At 64.1% G+C, this 23,159-nt stretch carries 25 protein-coding genes and 1 pseudogene; 11 read left to right on the top strand and 15 right to left on the bottom strand.

All coding sequences use genetic code 11. The features are described 5' to 3' along the window. Window positions 1-359: 359 nt before the first annotated feature. From HU763_RS11290 to ureG, 8 genes are read left to right on the top strand one after another with little or no spacing between them, the layout of a single operon-like run. Window positions 360-1,193 (top strand): urease accessory protein UreD, encoded by an 834-nt coding sequence (locus tag HU763_RS11290; protein WP_186684883.1) that lies wholly within the window; start codon window positions 360-362, stop codon window positions 1,191-1,193. 9 nt (window positions 1,194-1,202) lie between these two features. Beyond that, window positions 1,203-1,505: an urease subunit gamma gene (locus HU763_RS11295; protein WP_186684885.1), complete on the top strand. Its 303-nt coding sequence runs from the start codon at window positions 1,203-1,205 to the stop codon at window positions 1,503-1,505. Between the two features lie 19 nt (window positions 1,506-1,524). Further along, window positions 1,525-1,842: an urease subunit beta gene (locus HU763_RS11300; RefSeq protein ID WP_170029652.1), complete on the top strand. Its 318-nt coding sequence runs from the start codon at window positions 1,525-1,527 to the stop codon at window positions 1,840-1,842. Then, window positions 1,839-3,542, top strand: a complete 1,704-nt coding sequence (gene ureC / locus HU763_RS11305; protein WP_186684886.1) for an urease subunit alpha — start codon at window positions 1,839-1,841, stop codon at window positions 3,540-3,542. The genes HU763_RS11300 and ureC overlap by 4 nt, the downstream gene beginning before the upstream one ends. A 10-nt stretch (window positions 3,543-3,552) precedes the next feature. Beyond that, window positions 3,553-4,050 carry an urease accessory protein UreE gene (gene ureE, locus HU763_RS11310; RefSeq protein WP_170029654.1) on the top strand — a complete coding sequence of 166 codons (498 nt, stop codon included), beginning with the start codon at window positions 3,553-3,555 and terminating at the stop codon, window positions 4,048-4,050. A gap of 17 nt (window positions 4,051-4,067) precedes the next feature. Then, on the top strand, window positions 4,068-4,613 hold the full coding sequence (locus HU763_RS11315; RefSeq protein ID WP_186684887.1) for a HupE/UreJ family protein: 546 nt from the start codon (window positions 4,068-4,070) through the stop codon (window positions 4,611-4,613). Next, window positions 4,613-5,287, top strand: coding sequence for an urease accessory protein UreF (locus HU763_RS11320; RefSeq protein ID WP_186684888.1), 675 nt, complete (start codon window positions 4,613-4,615; stop codon window positions 5,285-5,287). The genes HU763_RS11315 and HU763_RS11320 overlap by 1 nt, the downstream gene beginning before the upstream one ends. A gap of 11 nt (window positions 5,288-5,298) precedes the next feature. Continuing rightward, window positions 5,299-5,922 (top strand): urease accessory protein UreG, encoded by a 624-nt coding sequence (gene ureG, locus HU763_RS11325; RefSeq protein ID WP_010953755.1) that lies wholly within the window; start codon window positions 5,299-5,301, stop codon window positions 5,920-5,922. 145 nt (window positions 5,923-6,067) lie between these two features. On the opposite strand, the gene HU763_RS11330 is transcribed toward ureG, so the two are convergent. The 12 genes and pseudogenes from HU763_RS11330 to HU763_RS25055 all read right to left on the bottom strand — a co-directional run. Continuing rightward, window positions 6,068-6,796: a DUF899 domain-containing protein gene (locus tag HU763_RS11330; protein WP_186684889.1), complete on the bottom strand. Its 729-nt coding sequence runs from the start codon at window positions 6,794-6,796 to the stop codon at window positions 6,068-6,070. Window positions 6,797-6,891: 95 nt separating this feature from the next. Further along, window positions 6,892-9,093, bottom strand: coding sequence for an LTA synthase family protein (locus tag HU763_RS11335; protein WP_186684890.1), 2,202 nt, complete (start codon window positions 9,091-9,093; stop codon window positions 6,892-6,894). A gap of 135 nt (window positions 9,094-9,228) precedes the next feature. Continuing rightward, complete coding sequence (locus HU763_RS11340) at window positions 9,229-10,509, bottom strand: hypothetical protein (RefSeq protein ID WP_186684891.1); 1,281 nt, start codon at window positions 10,507-10,509, stop codon at window positions 9,229-9,231. 46 nt (window positions 10,510-10,555) lie between these two features. Next, entirely contained in the window at window positions 10,556-11,308 is a 753-nt protein-coding gene (locus tag HU763_RS11345; RefSeq protein WP_186684893.1) for a hypothetical protein, read from the bottom strand. 44 nt (window positions 11,309-11,352) lie between these two features. Continuing rightward, the gene (locus HU763_RS11350) at window positions 11,353-12,033 is read right to left on the bottom strand and encodes a C39 family peptidase (RefSeq protein WP_186684895.1); all 681 of its coding nucleotides are present in this window, start codon (window positions 12,031-12,033) and stop codon (window positions 11,353-11,355) included. A gap of 62 nt (window positions 12,034-12,095) precedes the next feature. Further along, entirely contained in the window at window positions 12,096-13,547 is a 1,452-nt protein-coding gene (locus HU763_RS11355) for a heme utilization protein (RefSeq protein ID WP_186684897.1), read from the bottom strand. Between the two features lie 49 nt (window positions 13,548-13,596). Then, entirely contained in the window at window positions 13,597-14,175 is a 579-nt protein-coding gene (locus HU763_RS11360) for an adhesin (RefSeq protein ID WP_186684899.1), read from the bottom strand. A gap of 1 nt (window position 14,176) precedes the next feature. Continuing rightward, entirely contained in the window at window positions 14,177-14,611 is a 435-nt protein-coding gene (locus HU763_RS11365; protein WP_186684901.1) for a hypothetical protein, read from the bottom strand. Between the two features lie 301 nt (window positions 14,612-14,912). After that, window positions 14,913-15,482: an AAA family ATPase gene (locus tag HU763_RS11370; RefSeq protein WP_186684903.1), complete on the bottom strand. Its 570-nt coding sequence runs from the start codon at window positions 15,480-15,482 to the stop codon at window positions 14,913-14,915. Continuing rightward, window positions 15,479-16,045, bottom strand: coding sequence for a nicotinamide riboside transporter PnuC (gene pnuC / locus HU763_RS11375; protein WP_186684905.1), 567 nt, complete (start codon window positions 16,043-16,045; stop codon window positions 15,479-15,481). Before pnuC ends, HU763_RS11370 begins: the two co-directional genes overlap by 4 nt. Window positions 16,046-16,158: 113 nt before the next feature. Then, window positions 16,159-16,893: a methyl-accepting chemotaxis protein gene (locus tag HU763_RS25050; protein WP_420831055.1), complete on the bottom strand. Its 735-nt coding sequence runs from the start codon at window positions 16,891-16,893 to the stop codon at window positions 16,159-16,161. Window positions 16,894-17,031: 138 nt separating this feature from the next. Next, window positions 17,032-17,808, bottom strand: a pseudogene (locus tag HU763_RS25055) (cache domain-containing protein); the annotation flags it as partial. Window positions 17,809-18,090: 282 nt separating this feature from the next. Between HU763_RS25055 and HU763_RS11385 the strand changes: the two are divergent. Continuing rightward, entirely contained in the window at window positions 18,091-18,921 is an 831-nt protein-coding gene (locus tag HU763_RS11385) for an undecaprenyl-diphosphate phosphatase (RefSeq protein WP_170029668.1), read from the top strand. Further along, complete coding sequence (locus tag HU763_RS11390) at window positions 18,914-19,327, top strand: DUF1294 domain-containing protein (RefSeq protein ID WP_186684910.1); 414 nt, start codon at window positions 18,914-18,916, stop codon at window positions 19,325-19,327. The genes HU763_RS11385 and HU763_RS11390 overlap by 8 nt, the downstream gene beginning before the upstream one ends. A 76-nt stretch (window positions 19,328-19,403) precedes the next feature. Here the strand turns inward: HU763_RS11390 and HU763_RS11395 are convergent, their stop codons facing one another. Next, window positions 19,404-19,763, bottom strand: coding sequence for an MmcQ/YjbR family DNA-binding protein (locus HU763_RS11395; RefSeq protein WP_186684911.1), 360 nt, complete (start codon window positions 19,761-19,763; stop codon window positions 19,404-19,406). Further along, window positions 19,756-20,658, bottom strand: a complete 903-nt coding sequence (locus HU763_RS11400) for a LysR substrate-binding domain-containing protein (RefSeq protein ID WP_186684912.1) — start codon at window positions 20,656-20,658, stop codon at window positions 19,756-19,758. Before HU763_RS11400 ends, HU763_RS11395 begins: the two co-directional genes overlap by 8 nt. Window positions 20,659-20,791: 133 nt before the next feature. On the opposite strand from HU763_RS11400, the gene HU763_RS11405 reads away from it, so the two are divergent. Beyond that, complete coding sequence (locus HU763_RS11405) at window positions 20,792-21,403, top strand: FMN-dependent NADH-azoreductase (protein WP_170029671.1); 612 nt, start codon at window positions 20,792-20,794, stop codon at window positions 21,401-21,403. 166 nt (window positions 21,404-21,569) lie between these two features. Here the strand turns inward: HU763_RS11405 and HU763_RS11410 are convergent, their stop codons facing one another. Continuing rightward, window positions 21,570-22,967: a purine-cytosine permease family protein gene (locus HU763_RS11410; RefSeq protein WP_186684913.1), complete on the bottom strand. Its 1,398-nt coding sequence runs from the start codon at window positions 22,965-22,967 to the stop codon at window positions 21,570-21,572. Between the last annotated feature and the right edge of the window lie 192 nt (window positions 22,968-23,159).

Here is a 23,159-nt window from a genome sequence, read left to right on the forward strand (position 1 = left end):
CGCGTAGGAGCGGCCTTGTGTCGCGATGGGCTGCAGAGCAGCCCCAGTCTATCTGTGCTTACCACTGAATCACCGGGGCCGCTCTGCGGCCCATCGCGACACAAGGCCGCTCCTACAGGGCGCCGCCCGAGCACCTGAACAGGGCCCGAGTACGCCCCCGCTTTGTGCGCCAGCCGCTCGTATGCCCGATACCAGAGCGGCGCGCGCAGATGTTTCATCTTCGTTCACCTGCGGAGTTGGCCCGCAACCTGCTATATCCAGCCTGAGAATTTGATCGAGTGGTCAGGCCGCGCGCGCTGTCGCCGTGCATGCCTTGCCCTCTAAACGGCCAGCAGGCCACGGATTTCAGGGGCCGCAGGATGTCGCTCGCGGAGCAGATCGAACAACCACAAGACGACGCAGGCTGGAGCGCCTACCTGCAGTTGCGCTTCGTCAGGCGCGATGCACTGACCCGCCTTGGTGCGCGGCGGCATTTCGGACCTCTTTTGGTGCAGCGGCCGTTCTACCCCGAGGGGGCCCCGTGCCATGTCTACGTGCTGCATCCCCCGGGCGGGATTGTCGCCGGCGACCGCCTGGAGCTGGATATCCAGCTGGAGCCGGGCAGCCATGCCTTGCTGACCATGCCCGGGGCCAGCAAGTTCTACCGCAGCATCGGCCCGACTGCACGGCTGACCCAGCGTTTTCACCTGGCGGCCGACAGCACCCTGGAATGGCTGCCCCAGGACAGCATTTTGTTCTCCGGCGCCCGCGCCAGCCTCGACAGCCGTTTCACCCTTGACCCCGGGGCGCGCCTGCTGGCGTGGGAAACCTTGTGCCTGGGGCGGCCGGTGATGAACGAGCGTTTCGAGCATGGCGCCCTGGACAGCCGCTTGCGCATCGAACTGCCTGGCGAGGTCGGCCTGCATGAGCGCCTGCGCCTGGAAGGCGGGCACCTGGCCAAGCTTGGCGGGCATCCGCTGGTGGCCACGTTCTGCGCCGCACCTGCCGACCAGGGCGTGCTGGAGCAGGTTCGCCCGCTGCTTGAACAACTGGGCAATCCGGCCGGCGCGACCCTGCTCGGGTCGTTGCTGGTGATCCGCCTGCTCGACCATGACAACCAACACCTGCAACGCACCCTGCAACGCCTGTGGCATGTGCTGCGCCCGGCCGTCCTTGGCTTGCCAGCCTGTCCCCCGCGTATCTGGGCCACCTGAGAGAGCGCCATGGAGCTGACCCCGAGAGAGAAAGACAAACTGCTGCTGTTCACCGCCGCCTTGCTGGCGGAGCGGCGCCTGGCCCGTGGCTTGAAACTCAACTACCCGGAAGCGGTCGCGCTGATCAGTGCCGCCGTACTCGAAGGCGCTCGCGATGGCCGTAGCGTCGCCGACCTGATGAGCCTGGGCCGTGAAGTGCTGAGCCGCGAGCAGGTAATGCCCGGCATTGCCGAAATGCTCCACGACGTGCAGGTCGAAGCGACCTTCCCGGATGGCACCAAGCTGGTGACCGTGCATGACCCCATCGTCTGAAATTGCCCAGGAGCCCCGCATGATCCCAGGTGAAATCCAGGTCGCCGACGGCGACATCGAACTGAACAGCGGCCGCGCGACGGTCAGCGTCAGCGTGGCCAACCATGGCGACCGGCCGGTGCAGGTCGGTTCGCACTATCATTTTTATGAAGTCAACCAGGCGCTGGTGTTCGACCGTGCGCCGACCCTGGGCTTTCGCCTGGACATCCCCGCCGGCACCGCGGTGCGTTTCGAGCCCGGCCAGGCGCGCACCGTGCAACTGGTGGCCTACGCCGGCAAGCGCGAGGTGTACGGCTTTCAGGGCAAGGTGATGGGCGCGCTGGAGGGCCGGGCATGAGCCGTATTTCCCGCCGGGCCTATGCCGACATGTTCGGCCCTACCGTAGGCGACCGCGTGCGCCTGGCCGATACCGCCCTATGGGTCGAGGTGGAGCAGGACTTCACGGTCTATGGCGAAGAGGTCAAGTTCGGTGGCGGCAAGGTCATCCGCGATGGCATGGGGCAGGGCCAGATGCTGGCCGCCGAGGCCATGGACCTGGTCCTGACCAATGCCCTGATCATTGACCACTGGGGCATCGTCAAGGCCGATATCGGCATCAAGCACGGGCGCATCGCGGTGATCGGCAAGGCCGGCAACCCCGATGTGCAGCCGGGGGTCACTGTGCCGGTGGGGCCCGGTACCGAGGTGATCGCGGCCGAGGGCAAGATCGTCACCGCAGGCGGCGTCGATTCGCATATCCATTTCATCTGCCCGCAGCAAGTGGACGAGGCGCTCAACAGCGGTGTCACCACCTTCATCGGCGGCGGCACCGGGCCGGCCACCGGCACCAACGCCACCACCTGTACGCCCGGCCCCTGGTACCTGGCACGCATGCTCCAGGCCGCCGACAGCCTGCCGATCAATATCGGCTTGCTGGGCAAGGGCAACGCCTCGCGGCCCGAGGCGCTGCGCGAGCAGATCGCCGCCGGCGCCGTGGGCCTCAAGCTGCACGAGGACTGGGGCTCGACACCGGCGGCCATCGACTGCTGCCTGGGGGTTGCCGAGGAAATGGACATCCAGGTGGCGATCCACACCGACACCCTGAATGAATCCGGCTGCATCGAAGACACCCTGGCGGCCATTGGCGAACGCACCATCCACACCTTCCACACCGAAGGGGCCGGCGGTGGGCATGCGCCAGACATCATCCGCGCGGCGGGCCAGGCCAACGTGTTGCCGTCCTCGACCAACCCGACCCTGCCGTACACGGTCAACACCGTGGACGAGCACCTGGACATGCTCATGGTCTGCCACCACCTGGACCCGAGCATCGCCGAGGATGTGGCCTTCGCCGAGTCGCGCATCCGCCGCGAGACCATTGCCGCAGAAGACATCCTCCACGACATGGGCGCCTTCGCCATGACTTCGTCCGACTCGCAGGCCATGGGTCGGGTCGGCGAGGTGGTGCTGCGCACCTGGCAGGTCGCCCACCAGATGAAGCTGCGCCGTGGGCCACTGGCGCCGGATACCCCCTACAGCGACAACTTCCGGGTCAAGCGCTACATCGCCAAGTACACCATCAACCCGGCGCTGACCCATGGCATCGGCCACGAAGTGGGCTCGGTGGAAGCGGGCAAGCTGGCCGACCTGGTGCTGTGGGCACCGGCGTTCTTTGCGGTCAAGCCGGCGCTGGTGATCAAGGGCGGAATGATCGTCACCGCCCCCATGGGCGACGTCAACGGTTCCATTCCTACGCCGCAGCCGGTGCACTACCGGCCCATGTTCGGCGCCCTCGGCGCGGCGCGACATGCCACGCGCATGACCTTCCTGCCGCAGGCGGCGATCGACCGCGGCCTGGCCGAACAACTCAACCTGCGCAGCCTGATCGGCGTGGCCCATGGCTGCCGCCGGGTACGCAAGCCCGACATGCTCCACAACACCCTGCAACCGCTGATCGAAGTCGACGCGCAGACCTACCAGGTGCGTGCCGATGGCGAACTGCTGGTGTGCGAGCCGGCCAGCGAACTGCCGCTGGCCCAGCGCTATTTCCTGTTCTGAAGGAGGACCGATGATTGTCTTGACCCGCCGAATCACCGAACCCGGCCCGCTGGGCGAAACCGGCAGCGTCACCCTTGATGTCGACAGCCGGATCAAAAGCCGCCTGCGGGTAACCCTGGACGATGGCCGCGAAGCCGGGCTGATGCTTGAGCGCGGCCACCTGCTGCGCGGCGGCGAACTGCTGGCCGATGCCGAGGGCACCCAGTTGATCCGCGTGCTGGCGGCGCCCGAGGCGGTATCGACGGTGCGTTGTGCCGACCCGCACCTGCTGGCCCGTGCGGCCTACCACCTGGGCAACCGCCATGTGCCGCTGCAGATCGAGCCCGGCCTGTTGCGCTTCCAGCATGACCATGTGCTGGACGACATGCTGCGTGGCCTGGGCCTGACGGTGGAGGCCGAGCAGGCTCCGTTCGAGCCGGAGGCGGGCGCCTATCAGAGCGCAGCGCACAGCCACAGCCATGCTCATGCGCACGACCACCCGTTCGTGCGCCTGCCCGCCCATTCCTGACCGACCTGGAGCCACTGATGAAAAACACTTTCGCCCTGTTCCTGCTGATGCTGGCGCTGCCAGCCTTCGCCCACCCGGGCCACGACAGCCAGCCGCTGCAGGATGGCTTGCTGCACCCGCTGACCGGCCTTGACCACCTGCTGATGTTGCTCGGTACCGGCGTGCTTGCCGCGTTGACCCGGCGCAGCCTGGCATTGCCGGCGGCTACCCTGGCAGCCATGTTCGGCGGTGCCGTGTGTGGCCATCTGTTCGGCGATGTGCTGGGCATGGAAACCCTGATCGCCGTATCGCTGCTGGTGGCGGCCGCCGCCGTGTTGCTGCCCGCTCGGCAGCTGCTGTTGGCCATGGCCATGCCGGTGTTCGCCCTGTTCCATGGCTGGGCCCATGGTGTGGAAGCGACGCCAAGCGCGTTCTGGCAGTTCAGCGCAGGTTTTGTTGCGGTCAGCGGGCTGTTGCTGGCGGCAGGCTTTGCCATCGGTTGCCTGTTGCGCCGGCACAGCGGCCTGCAGAAAGCCTTTGGCGGCGGCCTGCTGGCCGGCGCCGCGCTGGTGCTGGCCGGTTGATGGACAGCGACCTGGCGTTACTGCGCCTGCTGCAGTTGGCCAGCCCCGGCTTGCCGGTGGGCGGCTTCACCTATTCGCAGGGCCTGGAATGGGCGGTCGAGGCGGGTTGGGTACGGGGTGTGGACGGCTTCACTGCCTGGCAGCGTGAACAGATCGACGACACTCTGGCCGGCCTCGACTGGCCGGTACTGGCCCGCCTGTATCGCGCCTGCCAGGCCGAGGATGCCGAGGCGTTCGGCCACTGGAGCCGGTTCCTGCTGGCCAACCGCGAAACCGCCGAGTTGCGCCTGGAAGAACAGCAGCGCGGTGCGGCGTTGGCACGTCTGCTCGACGGCTGGCAACTGGGCCAGGATCCAGCCTGGCGTACCAGCCTTGAACTTACCCAGCTGGGCGGCATGGCCTGGCTGGCCGCGCACTGGGCAATCCCGCTGCGCCAGTTGGCTTTGGGCCATGGCTTTGCCTGGCTGGAGGGCGCGGTAATGGCCGGGGTCAAGCTGGTGCCGTTCGGCCAGCAGGCTGCCCAGACCTTGCTGCGCGATCTGGGCGCAGGTTTGCCGGCCGCACTCGACCAGGCCTTGGCCCTGGGCGATGACCAGCTCGGCAGCGGCCTGCCGTTGTTGGCCATCGCCTCATCGCGTCACGAAACCCAATACACCCGTTTGTTCCGTTCTTGAGGACTGCCTGCATGCAAAGCTATCAACAACCCCTGCGCGTCGGTGTCGGCGGCCCGGTCGGCTCCGGCAAGACCGCATTGCTCGAGGCCTTGTGCAAGGCCATGCGTGACCACTACCAGATCGCGGTGGTGACCAACGACATCTACACCAAGGAAGACCAGCGCATCCTTACCGAAGCCGGTGCCCTTGAGCCGGAGCGCATTGTTGGCGTGGAGACCGGCGGCTGCCCGCACACGGCGATACGCGAGGACGCCTCGATGAACCTGGCGGCGGTCGAAGCGTTGGCGCGCAAGTTTGGCAACCTTGAGGTGATTTTCGTCGAAAGTGGCGGTGACAACCTCAGCGCCACGTTCAGCCCGGAGCTGGCTGACCTGACCATCTACGTGATCGACGTGGCCGAAGGCGAAAAGATACCGCGCAAGGGCGGCCCGGGGATCACCAAGTCGGACTTCCTGGTCATCAACAAGACCGACCTGGCGCCTTATGTGGGGGCTTCGCTGGAGGTGATGGAACGCGATACCCAACGCATGCGCCCGCAGCGCCCGTGGACCTTCAGCAACCTGAAGAAGGGCGAAGGGTTGCAGGCGGTGATCGACTTCATCGTCGAGCGCGGCATGCTGGGAGTGCGCGGCTGATGTGGACTGCTTGTAGGAGCGGCCTTGCGTCGCGATGGGCTGCGCAGCGGCCCCGGAATTTCAGCCCGCAGCACAGATTGCCGGGGCTGCTGCGCAGCCCATCGCGACGCAAGGCCGCTCCTACAAGGCCTGTGCTCGGCTTGGGTCATTTATGGCAGCAATGGCCTGTGTCTGCTTGCCCTTCATAGCGGTCATGGTGTCGCACCCAGTCCATGGTCCCCGCTTCGTTGCGCCCCAATGGCGCGATGTCGAGGAAATTGTAGGTATTGACCAGGATATCCAGCCCGCGGGCATAGGTGGAATAGGTGTGGTAAAGGCTGCCATCGGGCTCGCGGTAGAACGCGCTGAGCCCGGGCAACTCGCTTTCATCACCGGCATACGGCTCGTAGTTGTACTGGCGCTGGCCTTGGTCGCCAACACTCACGCCGAAGTCCTCGTTGAAGCTGCTGCCGTGCGATGAATACCAGGGGAAGCGCCAGCCCATGCGCTGGCGAAATGCCTGGAATTGCGCGTAGGGCGCTCGCGACACCGCCACCAGCGACACGTCGTGGTGCGCCAGGTGCAGGTTGGCGCCGTCAAAGTGGTCGGCCAGGAATGAACAGCCGTGGCAGCCTTCGGCCCAGCCCTCGGCGAACATGAAGTGGTAAACCAGCAGTTGGCTGCGACCGGCGAACAGTTCCGCCAGGCTCAGTTCGCCATCGGCGCCGTGAAAGCGATAGTTCTGCTCGACCTTGACCCAGGGTAAGGCGCGACGGGCCGCCGCCAGCGCGTCGCGGTGGTGGGTAACGGCCTTCTCGTGCAGCCATAGTTGCCGGCGTGCCGCCAGCCACTGGCTGCGGGAAACCACGGGATGCCTGTTTTCGTGGGTGCTCATGGTGATGTCTCCATGCTTGGGGTTCACACACTGGTCGAGCACCGGCGGGGCGAATCGACAGGCAGCGCTGGCCGGGCGATGAGCGGTAGCGGATTTCAGCCCGAATGGGCGATAGGCCCATCGGCCATTTCATCCAGTGCGTCGTCGTCGCCGGGCAGCGCGGTGATCACGCTGAAGTCGCTCACTTCCACCTGGCCACCGCCATAGCCCAGCAGATGGAAGGAAAACGCCTTGCGTGCGGTCGGGTTGTCAAAGCTGAACTCGATCTCCAGGGGTTGGTCTGCCGTGACTTTTATCTCATCAGGCAAGCCCAAAGGTACGTCCTGTTCCAACTGCTTGGCCTTGAGCTGGATATAGGCTGCACGTTTCGGGTCGAGCGAGCGTACCTTGACCCGCACGCGGGTGTGCGAGCCCTCGGGCATTTCCAGGTATTGCGCACCAATCAGGTTGTCCGCCCAGTCGTCGTGAATGCGCTTGTGCAGGCGGATCGGCGCAGGGCCACCGAACTGGTAGCGCAAGTTCAGCGGGGTGTGCTGCAGGGACTGGTCGAGCACTGTGGCGAGTGCGCCGATCTGTTCCCCGAGCAGGTTGTCGCCCGGGCCCAGGTAACGTGCCTGGTCGGCGATGAAACCTTCGCTGGCATAACGTCGGCAACGCTGCTGGAAGTCGCATTCGGTGAACACGCCATGGCCGTCGTGATAGCGCAGCATGCCGTTGGTATAGGAAATCATTTCGCGGCCGGTGTCGTAGTCGCGGTACAGCGAGCGGCCGCCGAGCGCCATGGGAATGGGCAGGGCAAAGTAGTCGAGCAGCGAGGTGGCCAGGTCGACATGGCCGTAGGTGCCGTGCTTGATGCGTGGCAGTTGCGCCTGCTCCGGCGCCAGGGTGAGGTTGAAGCCCCACGATGAGGCCAGGCGCACGCCATCGATGCCGTGGGACTCGTCGGAGGTGACCACCACCAGGGTGTCCTTGAGTACGCCCTGACGCTCAAGGTTGTCGAGGAAGGCGCCGAGCGCGTCGTCGAGGTAGGCGACTGCTGCCTGTTTCGGCGTGTCGTAGCGCTCGAGGTATTCGGCGGGGGCCGAGTACGGCTGGTGGGTGCCGACGGTGAGCAGGGTGAGCATCCACGGCTTGTCCTGCTTCTGCAACTGGCCGACATAGCCCAGGGCACCTTCGAAGAAGGCCCGGTCGTCCTTGCCCCAGGGGAAGTCCAGGTAGTTCTTGTTGCGGAACCACTCCTGGCCATGCACGGCATCAAAGCCGATGTGCGGCATGATGCGGTCCTTGGCCATGAAGCGCAGGCCGGCCCCCTGCAGGTAGTGAGTGGTGAAACCGGCCTGGCGCAGCTGCGCCGGCAGGCAGGCCTGGTTGCGTTCGTTCTGGGTCAGCAGCTCGACCCCCTTGGGCGTGCCGTTGGCCAGCTTGTCGTAGTCACCGCAGAGCATGGAATAAAGGCCACGGATGGTCTGGTGGGTGTGCAGCACGTAGTCCGGGGTGTTCATGCCGCGTTCGGCCCATTGGCTGAGCCTGGGCATCAGCTCTTCGTCGAAGCGGCTGTGCAGCGCCTGGCGGTTGGGCCGCAGGTAGGCACCGGGGATACCTTCCACGGTAATGACCAGCAGGTTGCGGGCGCTGCCGGGCCCGGCCAGCAGGCGCTGACCATGTAGGTCGGATTGGGTCAGGCCACTGCTGGCCAGCGGCGTGAAGGTTTGCGTCTGCCCTGTCCAGCCTTCGACGAGGCGCCCGAGGTCGCCGGCGGCGGCCGACATCAGCTGGTGGGGGAGGTTGTAGAGCCGCCATTGCTCGGCATCGGCAGGTGCCAGTTGCTGGCTACCCCAATGGCCAGCGAACAGCAACAGCGGGATGGCCCAGGCCTTGCGGGGCAGCGGCTGGCTGCGTTGGCTGCGCTGGCGCCAGGCGCTGGCCAGCCAGACCAGCAGGCCGGCACCCAGCGCCCAGGGCAGCCAGGCATGGGCGAGACCGCCGCCGGTTGAATTCTCGATGAATTGCGGGTCGGCCAGGTAGGCCAGGTCGGCTGTGGTGGGCAACCTGCCCACCGCACTCACCAGCTCGGCCGAGGCCAGCCACAGCGCAGCCCATGCCAGTAGCACGGGCAAGGCCAGCCACCAGGGCCGGCGGTGCAGCAGCAGGACCAGCAGGCTGCCGAGGGCCATGTCGGACAGGTAACCGAGCGGGTTGGACCAACCCAGCATGGCGCGCGTACCCAGTGGGATCACCAGCACCAGGCTTGCCAGGGCGGCAAACCGGGTAGGTAGGTGGTCTGACAGGTTGTTCACAAAAAATTCCCTTTTGCCATCAAATCGTCATGCATCTGTGCTGGATGATAACAGCCTGCGGCGGGGAACACGGTTCGCTACAAGGTTGGTAACCAAAATCCGGGCCGCGCGCGCGGGCCCGGACCTTGGCAAGTATCAGAAGTAGTACGGGAATTTCAGGCTGAAGGAAAAGTCCGGCGCATCGTCGGTCAGACCAATGGACAGGTTGGGTACGATGGTCAGGTTGTCGGTGGCGGCGAAGGTCATGCCGATATTGAAGTTGGCCGCGTTGTAGTCGCTGTTGGAGATCGACTGCCAGTCGCCGCCATCCGGTTTGATCTTGCTCTTGCTGGCGAACTGGTCGGACACCGAGAACGACATGCTCATCTTCTCGTTCAGGGCAAAGGCAATACCGCCGCCGATCTGCCAGGAGTCGCCCAGCTTCACGTCACCCGGCACCTTGCTGTTGACCTGCGGGCTGATGTCGCTGAACGAGTCCTGCATGTTGTAGGTGTAGGACAGGCTGCCGAACAGCACGGCCGGGTCGAAGGTCTTGACCAGCGAAATGCCCGGGGTGATCGACCAGACGCCGTTGCCGGTCGGCAGGCTCTCCGGTACCGACAGGTTGTCGTTGCCGGGCACTTCGCGCAATTTGATGCCGTAGGGGTCCTTGCCGGTGGGGGCTTTGATGCGCAGGGTGGCCACGGCATCGGGCCAGGTCTCGTCTTCGTCGAGGAACTTGTAGGCGACGCCGACGTTGATGTCGCCGATTTCCGGGTCGCGGGTCACCGTTTCATCTGACGTGCTCGCCCCGGCGCCACCGGCACCACCGGAAGAATAGGTGGACTCGCGGTACACCACCGGGACATTGATATCAAACTGCCAACGCTGTGCCAGGTTGTAACGGGCCGTCATGTCCAGGGTCCAGTTATCCGCCTTGATCCGGTCAAGATTGATGCTGCCGAGGAAGATCGAGTCCAGCGCCAGGAAGCCGTTGAGCACCAGGGCGCGGGTATCGTAGTGGGTATAGGTAATGCCGGTCTCGAAGCTGAATTTGCCGCCGCCGAAAAAGCCGCTGGCCTCGTCATACAGGTTGGACACGCTCTGCGCCGGCTCGGAATCGGCTGTCAGCGCCTGGCCATAGGAGCTACCGGTAGTACCCGGCGCACCGGATGCGACGGTCTGCGCGCCCTTGACCCCTTCGGCGGGGGATTTGACCAGGCGTTTGGGCGGGGGTGTGGCAGGGGTTTCCTCGACCTGGCGCACGCGCTGCTCCAGCACCATCAGCGCCTGCTGCTGGGCTTCGTAGCGGCGTTTCAGTTCAGTCAGTTCCTGCTTGAGGGCCTCGACCTGCGGGTCGGTGGCTGCATGGAGCACTGTAACCGGGGCCAAGCTGGCCAAACACACAACAGCTTTCAGCGTTATCGATCGGTGCATGGAATTGCCGTCCCTACCGACTCATTTTTGTGAAACTGAGCGTAGATCAATATCCGAATGTGCGAAGACCTTTGAGCTGGTCGAGGCTGCCATTCAGCGAAGCCGCTGTCGGCACGCTTTCGCGCATCACCACGTTGAGCGAGGTGATGTTATTGACGCGGTTGCCGCTGCCCAGCAGAGTGGCGTTCTGCATCAGGCCACCCTGGGCCAGGCGCTGCACGCTGCTGCCCTGGTTGTTGCTGGCATCGATATTGAGCTGCACACCGACACCGCTGGCGGATACGCTCAGCGCGCCTGCGCCGTTCGCGCCCGTCAGCGTCTGGCCGGCGGCCAGCGCCTGGCCCTGCGGCTGCGTGGTGGGAGCCTGGCTGGCCTTGGTCACGTTGATGTCGACGTTGTTGTAGGCGCTGTTGTTGTCGCCAGCTGCGCGGACCACCTGGGTCACGCCTTCAGTGGTGCCGAGCCCGGCGCCGCCGGTCACGCTACCGGTACCGGGGGCAGATGCGCCGGCTGGCGCCGTGCCAGTGCCTTTCTCGTCAATCAGCGAGACATAGAATTGCGGCTTGATGGTCGACTGCTGTATCTGCAGGGTGCTGGTCGCGCCGATCACATCGCCTTTGGCATTCTGCCAGGTGCTGGACATGACGATGCCGAAACTGACGATTCGCCCCGGCATCACATAACGGCCACGCAAGCTCGCCAGTTCCTGGTCCTTCAGTTCGATGGGTCTGAAAGTCTCTGCCTGGATTGGCAGGCTGGCTGCCAGGCAGGCCATTGCGAGCCACAGTGGATGCTTCATGGGTACTCCCCGGAGCGTCATGCCCCTTATCGTTCGACGCGTCGTTAGAAGAAGTCGCTTTTGATGAAACCGAAATCCAGCAGCTCTGCGTCCTGCACCGGGGCGAAGTCGTTCACCCGACCCTTGGCGGTCAGTGGCAGGGGCGGGTCGAGCAAGACGTTGTGCTTGTCGTAGCCCTGGCCGATCACGGCGAAGATGATGCCGTTCCAGCCTTTGAGAAAATCGTCGATTTTATAGCGCTTGTGGCCCAGCACCGGGTCACCGATGTACACCCAGCCGCGGTCGACCTTCTGCATGACCACGAAGTGCTTGTAGCCGCGCACCTCCATCAGCACCACCACCGGGATGCGAACGCTGTGCAGGGTCTCGGGCGCCACCCGGTAGCCGCGGGCGCGCATGCCAAGGCTTTCCACGTAGCGTTTCATGTCCAGCATCGAGAAGCCTTGGGTGCGGACCAGGTCCTGGTCGGCGTGGGCCAGCATGCCTTCGATGATCTGTTGCTCGTTCACGTCCAGCCAGTAGGCCTGGCGCAGGATGGTGGCCAGTGCAGCGGCGCCGCAGCTGAAGTCGGTTTTCTGTTGCACCAGGTCGGCGAACTTGCGCTCGCGTACGCTCTGGATGGGTTTGAACACCACCGCGCCACCGGGCAGCACGGACAGTGGCATTTGCGCAGCCTCATTCACGCTGGCCAGGCACAGCAGACACGCCAAGGCGACAATACGCATGATCGGATGCCTTCCCTTTCTTCGGTGAAAAGGCCCCCCGCAGGGGGCCTCGAGCACAGCGATCAGAACGAGGTGTTGGAGATCGCCAGCGAGTTGCTTTGCTGGTTACCCACACCGGCTGCCACGTTCACGCCCAGGTTGCCGCTGCCACCATTCACCGAGCCGCTAAGGGTCGCAGTGTTGGTCACAGGGTTGGCCCAGCCGGTCGGGGTCAGCACTTGGAAGGACACGGTATTGCTCAAGTCGTAGGCGCTGCTTTCGCTGTAGCTCTTCGCCACGTCGTTCGAAGATTGCGACGATTTCTCGCCAGACTTTTCAAACGCCGATTCCGATGCATTGGCATAGGACGACTCGTGAGCTTTTTCATACGAGGAGTCGCGAGACTTGTCGTAGCTCGATTGGCGAGACTTGTCATACGACGAGTCGAATGCCTTCTCGAACGATGCGTCGTACGCGCTTTCCCGCGAACGGTCGACGTCGACATTGAGCGAGGCATTGAGCGAGCCATCGAAGCTGTCGGTGCGTGTGCGCTCGCGGCGGCCGTCATCGGTCGTCACGGTGCGGGTAGCGTCGGCAGCGGCAGCCAGGGAGGCACTCAGGCTGGAGCTGCTGGACGAACTGGCGTTGCCGGCCACCGAGCCACTGGCATTCCAGCTGTTGGAACCGCTGGCCGTGGCGCTGTGCGAGCCGCTGGCATTGCTGCTGCTCGACCCGCTGGAACTCCAGCCATTGGAGCCGCTGGAGCTGGCGCTTTGCGCGCCGGCCACGCTGAAGCTCGAGGACGAGCTGCGGTCGTCGGACGAGTTGAACGTGCCCTCACGCGAACTCGAACCGCTCTTGCTGGTGGTGATGGTCAGCGTATCCACGCGGTAGGTGCGGTCGGCACTATTGTTCACCACCAGGCCCGGGCCATTCTGCTCGGCCGAGGCGGTGGCCGTGGCATTGCCCAGCGGGGCACCGGTATTGGCGATGGCCATGGTGTTCTTCTGCTGGTTCAGGTCGCCGCCGGCGATGTTGACGCCGACGTTGCCCTCTGCACCATCGGCCGAGCCGGTCATGATTGCCGAGCTTTGCGTGGACCAGTTGTCGACGCGGTTGTTGTTGCTGAACTGGCGGACATCAGCGGTGGCTTCGGCGGTGCCGAACACGAAGCTGTTGTCCAGGCTGGACTCGGACGATGCGTTGGCAATGGCCGCGGCGTTGTCCTGCTGGTTGCCGTTGCCGGCCGCCACGTTGACACCCACGTTGCCGCTGGCACCGGCGGCCGAACTGCTCATCTCGGCCGCATTGACGGTACCTTGGTTGGTGATTTTGTTGCCTGTACTGCGCTGGCTGTCAATGGCGTTGGCCGTGGCAAACACAGGGATCCTGGTGGGAGGAGGCTTGTGGTGCCCGTTATTATGGTGACCATTGTGGTGCCCGCCACTCCGGTCGTTCTGATCAGCCTGTACAGCAACAGCCATGACCGCAGCAATTGCGAAAACCAGAGGCTTGATTGCCATCGAGGGTTTCATGGTGATTCTCCGTACGTTATTGGTTAAGTGTCGTTCTTGACTGAATGGGTCAATCCGCGACCCGGATGCTCAGGGTGTTGGCCATGCGGTTTCCCACCCCGGCACTCTGGTTCAACTGGATCACCCCACGGCTACCGGTGAAGGCCTGGTCACTGGTAGTGACCTGGCGATGGCCTGTTGGGGTGTCAATTGCACCGGAGTTGTTGAGCAGCGCCACGTTCTGCTGCAGGAGGACGCTGTCGTCGATGCTTTGCGGCTGGGCACCGATGCTGATGCTCAGTGCGTTCGCTTGCTGGGTATTGGCGCCAGCGCTCTGGTTGACCCCGAGGGCGCCGCTGCCGTTGCTGAAGGCATTGCCCTGGATCTGCGCGCGGGCGTCCAGCGCAGGATTGGCCGGCGTCGCCAGGCGTTGCCGTATCTGCGTGCTGGCGTTCGCTGCAGGCCCGACGGCAATGGCCCGCGCATTCGCCTGCTGTTGCTGGTCACCTGCAGCCTGGTTGACCGAGAGGTTGCCTTGGTAGTGGCTGCCGGAACTGTCGATGTCGGCATTGTCGAGCACAGGGGCTGGCGATTGGGCGAGGGCCGAGGCACTGCACAGGGTGGCCAGGATCAGCAGCATGGGCTTCATCTCACTTGCTCCCGCCAGTCAGGATCTGCAGCGGGGCGAGGCCACGCTGCACGCTGGAATTGACCATGTTGGAGATGCCGTTGCCCGAGCCTGTGCCGCGTCCGCCGGAAAGGTTGGGCAGTTGTGTCTGCTGGCCGAGATTGCCGCCCAGGTTGTTGGTCTGCTGGGTGATCATGCTGCTGATCCCCGCGCCACTGCTGATGCTGGCGAAGTCGCCGTCACTCAGCTCGTTGGTTTGCCTGAGCACCTGGGCCGACGGGTTGGCATTGACGGTGGTGGGAGTCGGGTCGGGAATCAGCGGCGGGACCGTTGCGTTACGCGTCTGCACGTCGCGGGTGATGATGATGATGCCTTTGTCCGCCTGGGCAGTCAGGCTCAATGCAGCGAACAGGCAGAACAGCAACAGATGGTGAAAGCCTTTGTCAGTTTTCCTCACGACGGCAGCTCCTTTTTTTGAGCGCTGGTCCGGTTCAGCGATGCGAACGGGACAGCAGAAGGTGTGCCGCTTTTGAAAAAGCGTGGTGGATCAACTGGTTAGGGCAAGGGGATGACAAACTGCGGCGTATTCTGTCTCAGCCGTGAAACAGGCGCCGCGGGGTGTTACCAGTCAAGCCGGTGGCGGCTTCGACGGCAAGGGGATTTTTGCCGGGGTGTTTCAGCACGTTGACAGTGCCCGCGAAACAGGGCGAAGGCCCCGCTGTTTCGGGGCTTTTGGTCCAACGAAGTGTGTCGAGGATTTAACACTCTGTGAAACTGGCTGGCGTATCGCTATCAATCAGCCTAGCGACTGTTTGCAGCGCCAGCAACTGGCGTTGTGGCCAATCGCCTGCAATTATTTCGTACGCCTGATCATGCCGTTGCAACCAGTGCAGGCTGTCGTCGAAGAAACGCTGGCGGTCGCTCAGTTCTGGCTGGCTGCGCTGGCCATCGGCAACCCAGTCCACCCCTTGCGGGCTAAGCAACAGGTGCAGGTGGTAATGCCGTGCCAGCAACGCCTGCTCCAGCCAGGGCGGGCAGTCACCGAACAGCGCCTGGCTCCACAGCATGTTGCTCAACAGGTGGGTATCGAGGATCAGCAGTGGCGGTGCTTTTGCACGGGCACTGTCTTCCCAGGCCAGTTGGCCGTGCGCGATGGTGGGAATATCGGCATAGCAGGTGTCGCGGCATTCCTGGTCGATGAAGTGGCGCACGTATTCGGCCACCACCAAGCCGCCGAAACGCGCCTGGATCACCCCGCTGAGCCAGCTTTTGCCGCTGGATTCCGGGCCGCACAGCACCAGCACCTTCATTTCCTGCGGCGTGGTCATGCTTGTACCAGTGCCGGGTCGCGTTGCCATTCCAGCCAGCCGCGCACGGCGATCAGGGTGAGCACGGCGAAGAAGCCGGCGGTGAAGTACAGCTGCTGGTGCAGGTACTGGCCGACGTAGATGATGTCCACCACCACCCAAAGCGGCCAGCACTGCAGGCGTTTTTGCGCCATCCACAATTGCGCAACCAGGCTGAACCCGGTCAGGCTGGCGTCCAGCCAGGGCAGGGCGGCGTCGGTCCAGTTGGCCATGGCGGCGCCCAGCGTGGCGCTCAGCAGCACTCCGGCGGCCAGGCCGCCGAGCAGTGCAGGGCGCTGCAGGCGTGAAACCTGGCGGGCATCTTCAACATGGCCCGGACGTTTCCATTGCCACCAGCCGTACAGTTGTAGGATGGCGTAGGCCAGTTGCAGCAGCATGCCCGAATACAGTTTCACTTCGTAGAACAACCAGCCATAGATCAGCACCATGACCAGGCCGATCGGCCAGCACCAGGCGTTCTGCTTGACAGTGAGCCAGACAGCGATGACGCCGAGGACGGCGGCGATGAGTTCAAGGCCGGACATCGGCGATCCTTGGAAAGATTATCGGAGAGGGCGGCGATTGTAGCGGGTCGCCAGGACAAGGTGTAGGGCGTCGGCGAAGCGGGGGCTGCAAAGCAGCCCCGGCGTTCTCGACCTTAAACCCGGAATTGCCGCAACAGCTGCTCCAGCTCTTCGCTCAAACGCCCCAGCGCCACTCCGGCTTCACTGGACTGGCGCGCGGCATCGGCGGTCTGTTGCGACAAGCCGGCGGTATCCAGCACGTTGCGGTTGATCTCCTCGACTACATGCGACTGCTGCAAGGTGGCGCTGGCAATCGAGGCGTTCAAGGCGGTGAGGTTGTTCAGTGCCTGGTTGATGGCGTCCAGGCTGGCACCGGCTTCACGGGCTTGTTCGACCGTCTGGCGCGAGGCTTCGCTGCTGGTGTCGATGGCCTTGACTGCCGCGTCCGACTGGCTTTGCAGGTGCTCGATCATGGTGTGGATCTCGGCCGTCGACTGCGCCGTGCGCTGGGCCAGCAGGCGCACCTCGTCGGCGACCACGGCAAAGCCACGGCCTTGCTCGCCGGCCCGTGCCGCCTCGATGGCCGCGTTCAGCGCCAACAGGTTGGTCTGTTCGGCGATGGAGCGGATAACGTCCAGCACGCCACCGATGCGGGTGCTGTGCCCGGCCAGCTCACGGATCACCTGCACGGCCTGGTCAATGGTCAGCGACAGCTGGTCGATCTGCGCCAGGCTGCCGTGGATGGCCTGCTGGCCGTGCGCCACCTGCTGCTGCGCTGTACGCATTTCCCCGGCGGCCTGCTCAGCGGTCTTGGCCACGTCCTGCACGGCGTAGGTGACCTCGTTGACGGCGGTCGCCACTTGGTCCATCTGCAGCGATTGCTGGGCGCTGTGCTGCTGCGCGGCGCCGGCATTGTCACCCACATGCCCGGCCGACTGGGCCAAAGCATGGGCTGCCCCCTGCAACTGGCCGACCACACCTTGCAGCTTGCCGTTGAAGCGGTTGAAGTGCTCGCCCAGGTGGGTGATTTCGTCGCGGCCGTGGGTGTCCAGGCGCCGGGTCAGGTCGCTTTCGCCGCTGGCGATGTTGCCCATGGCCTGCACCGCTTCCTGCAGCGGGCGCGCGATGCTGCGGGCAATCAGCATCACCACCAGCGCCATCAGCACGGCAATGGCCAGGCCGACCAGCGAGGCGTCGCGCAACTGGCGGTTGAACTCGGCCTGCACGTCATCGACGTAGACGCCCGAGCCAATGATCCAGCCCCACGGCTTGAACAGCTGGATATACGACGTCTTGGCCACCGGCTCGCTGGCACCGGGCTTGGGCCAGCGGTAGTTGACCGGCCCGGCATCCTGTTTGCGGGCCAGTGCGACCATCTCGTTGAACAAGGCAAAGCCGTCGGGGTCACGGATGCCCGACAGGTCCTGGCCGTCGAGCTTGGGGTTGGCCGGATGCATGATCATCTTCGGCCCCAGGTCGTTGATCCAGAAGTAGTCGTCATGGTCGTAGCGCAGCGCGCGCACCACTTGCAATGCCTGTTGCTGGGCCGCTTCGCGGCTGAGCGTGCCGGCCGCCTCCAGCCCTTGGTAATAGGCCAGTACACCGGCGGCAGTCTGCACCACGTGGCGGGTCTTTTCCGCTTTGGCCTGGTACAGGTCGCCATGGATCTGGCGCAGCATCAGCAGGCCCAGCACCAGCAGCATGGCCACCGCGACCAGCAGGATCAGCCACAGGCGGCGGCTGATAGACATCGATCTCAGGGTTTTCATCCACAGCTCCCGCATTGTTCTTTTTATTCAGGTGCATCCAAGCATGCTTTACGCCATGGCCGTACTCGACTAATGGCTAAGTGCTATGCGACTGATAGTCTGCAGCGGTCGTACAAGGCGATTGCAAAGGCGCTCTGCTAGGATGTCGGCCGCGCAAGATGAAACCTTTAGGCGGGGCGAACTTTTCTGCTGGCATTGCGCCCAACAGACGCTGTAAAACAGCCGGGCCGCGCGCGGCAATTTCAAGCAAATCAAGAACAAGGGGCCTGCAACGAGCAGCGCCTCAGCGGGGGAATGATGGATTTTTGGACTGCCTTTCAGGCAATCATCTTGGGTGTGGTCGAAGGGCTGACGGAGTTTCTGCCGATATCCAGTACCGGCCACCAGATCATCGTCGCCGACCTGATCGGGTTTGCTGGCGAACGGGCCATGGCTTTCAACATCATCATTCAGCTGGCGGCGATCCTGGCGGTGGTGTGGGAGTTTCGTAGCAAGATCCTCGACGTGGTCTTCGGCCTGGCCAGCCAGCCGACGGCGCGGCGTTTCACCGGCAACCTGTTGCTGGCGTTCCTGCCGGCGGTGGTACTGGGCGTGCTGTTCGCCGACCTGATCCATGCCTACCTGTTCAACCCGATTACCGTGGCAGCGGCACTGGTGGTGGGTGGGGTGATCATGCTCTGGGCCGAGCGTCGCGAGCATCGCGTGGAGGTCGACCATGTAGACGACATGCGCTGGAGCCATGCCTTGAAGATCGGCTTCATCCAGTGCCTGGCGATGATCCCGGGCACTTCGCGCTCCGGCTCGACCATTATCGGTGGGCTGCTGTTCGGCCTGTCGCGCAAGGCAGCGACCGAGTTCTCGTTTTTCCTGGCGATGCCGACCATGGTGGGCGCAGCGGTGTATTCGGGCTACAAGTACCGCGATCTGTTCCAGCCCGGCGACCTGCCGGTGTTTGCCCTTGGCTTCGTGACCTCGTTCATTTTTGCCATGATCGCCGTGCGCGCGCTGCTGAAGTTCATTGCCAACCACAGCTACGCGGCATTTGCCTGGTATCGCATCGCCTTCGGCCTGCTGATCCTGGCGACCTGGCAGTTCGGTTGGGTTGACTGGGCCACCGCACATGGCTGAGGCGGCCAGGGGTGTACGCCTGGAAGGCGTACGCAACGCGCGCCTGAAGCTGCTGTTGTTGGGCCTGCTGTGCCTGCTGCCGGGCCTCGGCGCGGCGCGCATGGCCTGGGTCGACCAGGCCTGGTGGCCACTGGCGTTGTACCCGGCGATGAGCCTGATCAGCCTGCTGCTGTACTGGCAGGACAAGCAACAGGCCCGCACCCAGGCCTGGCGTACGCCAGAAAAGGTGCTGCATGCCAGTGAGCTGCTGGGTGGCTGGCCGGGGGCACTGCTGGCGCAACAGCTGTTCCGCCACAAGACCCGCAAGGTCTCGTATCAGCTGGTGTGCTGGGGGATCGTGCTGCTGCACCAGGTGTTCTGGGCGGACTGGCTGTTGCTTGGCGGGCGTTATCTGGCCGTTGGCTGATACGCCGCTGTGCCAGCCCTCTTCGCGGTAACCCTGCTCTTACAGGTGAAGCCGCGAAGAGGCCAGCAGAGATAGGTCAAAGCAGTAGCCCTGCCTGCAGTCGTTTGGGCAAGCGCTGGACCACCAGCTGGTGCGAGCGCCGCAGCAAATCACACAGCTCGTCGCGCCCCATCGGATAGGGCGGCGCCATGCTGATCCACCGCGCCCGTGCCAGATACGGCGCAGGCCGCACCCCCGGGCGATCGCAATAGCCGAGAAACAGCTCGTCGGCGACCTTGAACGACAAGCCAGCGCCCGCCAGGTCGAGCACCGCGAACATCTTGTTGCCCGCCACCGAGAACACCCGAATGCCACCCCATTTGTAGTCTTCCCGCGCCCCGGGCAGGCTCAGGCAGTACGCCGGCACCTCGGTTTCGCTCATGTGCCGTTCAGACATACTGTTCTCCACAGGCCTCGAACGAGGCGGCCAGGTGGTCGATCCACACCCGTACCGCAGGCAGCACGCCACGCCGGTGCGGATATACCGCCTGCAGGTAGCCACCCGGTAACGACCAGTCCGGCAGCAGGCGCACCAGTTCGCCGCGTGCCAGTTCTTCCTCGCAGAACATGCTGGGCAGCGCGGTGAACCCGAGGCCTGCCCGTACAGCAGCATTACGTACTACGAAATCATCGATCGCCAGGCGTGGTTCCAAGGCGATTTCCTGCTGTTTGCCGTGCGGGCCGAACAAGCGGAAGTGTACCAGTCGGTCCGCTTCGGCAGCGCCCAGCACTGGTAACGATGCCAACTCAGCGGGTTCGCGAATGTGGTCGGCGAAACCTGGCGCGGCAACCAGTTGCATCTGCGCCTGGCGCAGGCGCCGGGTCACCAGGGCCGGGTCTTCATCGCCCAGGTCGCGCACCCGCAGCGCCACGTCGATGCCTTCCGATATCAGGTCGACCCGGCGGTTGAGCAGCACCATGTCCAGCTGCACCAGCGGGTATTGCTCAAGAAAGCGGCTGATCACCTCCGGCAGAAAGGCATGGGCCAACGCCACCGGGCAGGACACCCGCAAGCGCCCACGCGGTTCGCTGCTCATGCTGGCCACCGCTTCGTCGGCGGCTTCGGCCTCAAGCAGCATGGCCTGGCAGTGGTGCAGGTAGCGCTCGCCAACGGCGGTGAGCTTCAGTTGCCGCGTGGTGCGCTGCAGCAGGCGAGTGCCCAGGCGTTCTTCCAGCTCGGCAATGCGCCGCGACAGCCGCGACTTGGGGATGCCCAGTTGGCGACCGGCTGCGGCGAAACCGCCGGCCTCGACTACGCGGGCAAAATAGAAAAGGTTGTTGAGGTCTTGCATGGGTATGTCTCACTGTTCCATCTGTGGGACAAACTAACGCATTTTTGCTGACTTATCAGCCATTGGCTCCCTCGGTAGGATTCTCTCCATCGTGATCGCCCACTGTCGCGGTCGTCATTCACAGGAGAGTCCCATGAAACTGTTGCACATCGATTCGAGCATCCTGGGCGACAATTCCGCCTCCCGCCAACTGAGCCGCGAAGTGGTCGAAGCCTGGAAAGCTGCCGACCCGAGCGTGGAGGTGGTGTACCGCGACTTGGCCGCTGACGCCATCGCCCACTTCTCTGCGGCCACCCTGGTAGCGGCGGGCACCCCGGAAGACGTGCGCGATGCAGCCCAGGCCTTCGAGGCCAAGCTCAGCGCAGAAACCCTGGAAGAGTTCCTGGCGGCGGATGCCGTGGTGATCGGCGCGCCGATGTACAACTTCACCGTGCCGACCCAGCTCAAGGCCTGGATCGACCGCGTGGCCGTCGCCGGCAAGACCTTCCGCTACACCGAAGCCGGCCCGGAAGGCCTGTGCGGCAACAAGAAAGTCGTGCTGGTGTCCACCGCCGGCGGCCTGCACGCTGGCCAGCCGAGCGGTGCCGGGCATGAGGAATTCCTCAAGGTGTTCCTGGGCTTCATCGGCATCACCGACCTGGAAATCGTCCGCGCCCATGGCCTGGCCTACGGCCCTGAGCAGCGCAGCCAGGCGATCGACGCTGCCCAGGCGCAAATTGCCAACGAGCTGTTTGCGGCTGCCTGAGTCAGGTACCAAACGCTGACGCTGTAACAGCGGCCTTGTGTCGCGAAAGAGCCGCAAGGCGGCCCCGGAGGTCTCGGCGATAACGCTGAAACTGGGGCCGTCTTGCGGCTCTTCGCTGCATAACCGCGTCGGCCTGTCGGTTGATACAGGCGCGTTTCTGCGCGGCTCAGTGACTCTCAGGCACGATCATCGACACGGGCGCGTGGTGGGCCCGCTGGCGTGCCGCCAGGTAGTACAGCACGCTCGGTACTACCAGGCCGATCAGCCACGATACATCCACACCGCCCAGGTGCTCGACCATCGGCCCCGTGTACAGCTTGGTGTCGATGAACGGCATCTGGACCAGCACGCCGACGCTGTAGACGATGATCCCGGGCCAGTTCCAGCGGCCATAGCGGCCCTGTGGGTCGGCGAGGGCAGGGATGTCGTAACGTTCCTTGGTGATGAAGTAGTAGTCGACCAGGTTGACCGCGCTCCACGGCACGAAGAACGTCAGCAGGAACAGGATGAACGACTTGAATGCGCTGAGAAACGAATGCTGGCCAAGCAGGGCAACCAGGGTCGCGGCACCGACGATTGCCAGGACGAACAGCAGGCGCTGTAGCCGACTGATCGCCAAGTGGCCGCGAAAGCCGCTGATGATGGTGGCAATGCACATGAAGCTGCCATAGGAATTCAGCGTCGAGATGGTCACCTTGCCGAAGGCGATGCAGAAATACAGCAGCGCTGCGCTGCTGCCGGCACCGCCCAGGCCAACGATGTATGCCACTTCATGGCCGGCGAACTGGCCACCGGCGATAGCCACGGCAAATACCCCGAGCACCATTGATGCTTGCGCGCCGATCACCGAGCCCAACCCGGCAGCGAGGAAAGTCTTGCCTGGCGAGGTGCTGCTTGGCAGGTAGCGCGAATAGTCGGCGACATAAGGGCCGAAGGCGATCTGCCAGGACGCCGCAAGTGACACCGCGAGCATGAACGATGCCCAGCTGAAGTGGCGGTTGTCCAGTAGTTGCCCGATGTCGGCCAGCATCAGGATGCGGCTGAACAGGTAGACGAAGGCAATGATCCCCAGCACGCTGGCGACTCGCCCGATCCAGTGGATCACCCGGTAGCCGGCCAAGGTGGCGAGAACGATGACGCTGGCGAAAACCAGGATGCCGGCGCTGTCGCTGACGTCCAACAGTTGGCCGATTGCCTGCCCGGAGAGTACCGTGCCGGTAGCGGTAAAGCCCAGGTACATCAGGCACACCAGCACCATCGGTATGGCTGCGCCATAGACCCCGAACTGCACGCGGCTGGAAATCATCTGCGGCAGCCCGAGGCGTGGGCCCTGGGCTGCATGCAGGGCCATTACCGCGCCACCGATCAATTGGCCGAGCAACAGGCCAATCAATGACCAGAACACATCGCCACCGAGCACCACGGCCAGCGCGCCGGTCACGATCGCAGTGATCTGCAGGTTGGCGCCGAGCCACAGGGTGAACTGGCTGTACACGCGCCCATGGCGTTCAGTTTCGGGGATGTAGTCGATCGAGCGCCGCTCGAATACGGGTTTGCTGGTCATTCGGTGGCTCCGCTTCATTGTATTTGTGTAAGCGAGTCAGTCATCGATGGGGCACGGGGCGGATGACGTTGGCGTCATGTGAGCATGTATATACAAGCAGGGTCAAGCGAGGGTGTCGCGAATGGAACAGTGGCACTGTTGCGCAATGATGGGCTGCAACTGTGCCGGTCCCCAGTGAAGGAATAGCCTTAT

It is taken from the genome of Pseudomonas anuradhapurensis (genome assembly GCF_014269225.2).
Lineage (GTDB): Bacteria > Pseudomonadota > Gammaproteobacteria > Pseudomonadales > Pseudomonadaceae > Aquipseudomonas > Aquipseudomonas anuradhapurensis.

What these genes read in the sequence shown, in the direction of transcription:
- HU763_RS11290 (WP_186684883.1), top strand. Translation starts at nt 360, where the DNA reads ATGTCGCTCGCGGAGCAGATCGAACAACCACAAGACGACGCAGGCTGG.
- HU763_RS11295 (WP_186684885.1), top strand. Translation starts at nt 1,203, where the DNA reads ATGGAGCTGACCCCGAGAGAGAAAGACAAACTGCTGCTGTTCACCGCC.
- HU763_RS11300 (WP_170029652.1), top strand. Translation starts at nt 1,525, where the DNA reads ATGATCCCAGGTGAAATCCAGGTCGCCGACGGCGACATCGAACTGAAC.
- ureC (WP_186684886.1), top strand. Translation starts at nt 1,839, where the DNA reads ATGAGCCGTATTTCCCGCCGGGCCTATGCCGACATGTTCGGCCCTACC.
- ureE (WP_170029654.1), top strand. Translation starts at nt 3,553, where the DNA reads ATGATTGTCTTGACCCGCCGAATCACCGAACCCGGCCCGCTGGGCGAA.
- HU763_RS11315 (WP_186684887.1), top strand. Translation starts at nt 4,068, where the DNA reads ATGAAAAACACTTTCGCCCTGTTCCTGCTGATGCTGGCGCTGCCAGCC.
- HU763_RS11320 (WP_186684888.1), top strand. Translation starts at nt 4,613, where the DNA reads ATGGACAGCGACCTGGCGTTACTGCGCCTGCTGCAGTTGGCCAGCCCC.
- ureG (WP_010953755.1), top strand. Translation starts at nt 5,299, where the DNA reads ATGCAAAGCTATCAACAACCCCTGCGCGTCGGTGTCGGCGGCCCGGTC.
- HU763_RS11330 (WP_186684889.1), bottom strand. Translation starts at nt 6,796, where the DNA reads ATGAGCACCCACGAAAACAGGCATCCCGTGGTTTCCCGCAGCCAGTGG.
- HU763_RS11340 (WP_186684891.1), bottom strand. Translation starts at nt 10,509, where the DNA reads ATGCACCGATCGATAACGCTGAAAGCTGTTGTGTGTTTGGCCAGCTTG.
- HU763_RS11345 (WP_186684893.1), bottom strand. Translation starts at nt 11,308, where the DNA reads ATGAAGCATCCACTGTGGCTCGCAATGGCCTGCCTGGCAGCCAGCCTG.
- HU763_RS11350 (WP_186684895.1), bottom strand. Translation starts at nt 12,033, where the DNA reads ATGCGTATTGTCGCCTTGGCGTGTCTGCTGTGCCTGGCCAGCGTGAAT.
- HU763_RS11355 (WP_186684897.1), bottom strand. Translation starts at nt 13,547, where the DNA reads ATGAAACCCTCGATGGCAATCAAGCCTCTGGTTTTCGCAATTGCTGCG.
- HU763_RS11360 (WP_186684899.1), bottom strand. Translation starts at nt 14,175, where the DNA reads ATGAAGCCCATGCTGCTGATCCTGGCCACCCTGTGCAGTGCCTCGGCC.
- HU763_RS11370 (WP_186684903.1), bottom strand. Translation starts at nt 15,482, where the DNA reads ATGACCACGCCGCAGGAAATGAAGGTGCTGGTGCTGTGCGGCCCGGAA.
- pnuC (WP_186684905.1), bottom strand. Translation starts at nt 16,045, where the DNA reads ATGTCCGGCCTTGAACTCATCGCCGCCGTCCTCGGCGTCATCGCTGTC.
- HU763_RS25050 (WP_420831055.1), bottom strand. Translation starts at nt 16,893, where the DNA reads ATGGACCAAGTGGCGACCGCCGTCAACGAGGTCACCTACGCCGTGCAG.
- HU763_RS11385 (WP_170029668.1), top strand. Translation starts at nt 18,091, where the DNA reads ATGGATTTTTGGACTGCCTTTCAGGCAATCATCTTGGGTGTGGTCGAA.
- HU763_RS11390 (WP_186684910.1), top strand. Translation starts at nt 18,914, where the DNA reads ATGGCTGAGGCGGCCAGGGGTGTACGCCTGGAAGGCGTACGCAACGCG.
- HU763_RS11395 (WP_186684911.1), bottom strand. Translation starts at nt 19,763, where the DNA reads ATGTCTGAACGGCACATGAGCGAAACCGAGGTGCCGGCGTACTGCCTG.
- HU763_RS11400 (WP_186684912.1), bottom strand. Translation starts at nt 20,658, where the DNA reads ATGCAAGACCTCAACAACCTTTTCTATTTTGCCCGCGTAGTCGAGGCC.
- HU763_RS11405 (WP_170029671.1), top strand. Translation starts at nt 20,792, where the DNA reads ATGAAACTGTTGCACATCGATTCGAGCATCCTGGGCGACAATTCCGCC.
- HU763_RS11410 (WP_186684913.1), bottom strand. Translation starts at nt 22,967, where the DNA reads ATGACCAGCAAACCCGTATTCGAGCGGCGCTCGATCGACTACATCCCC.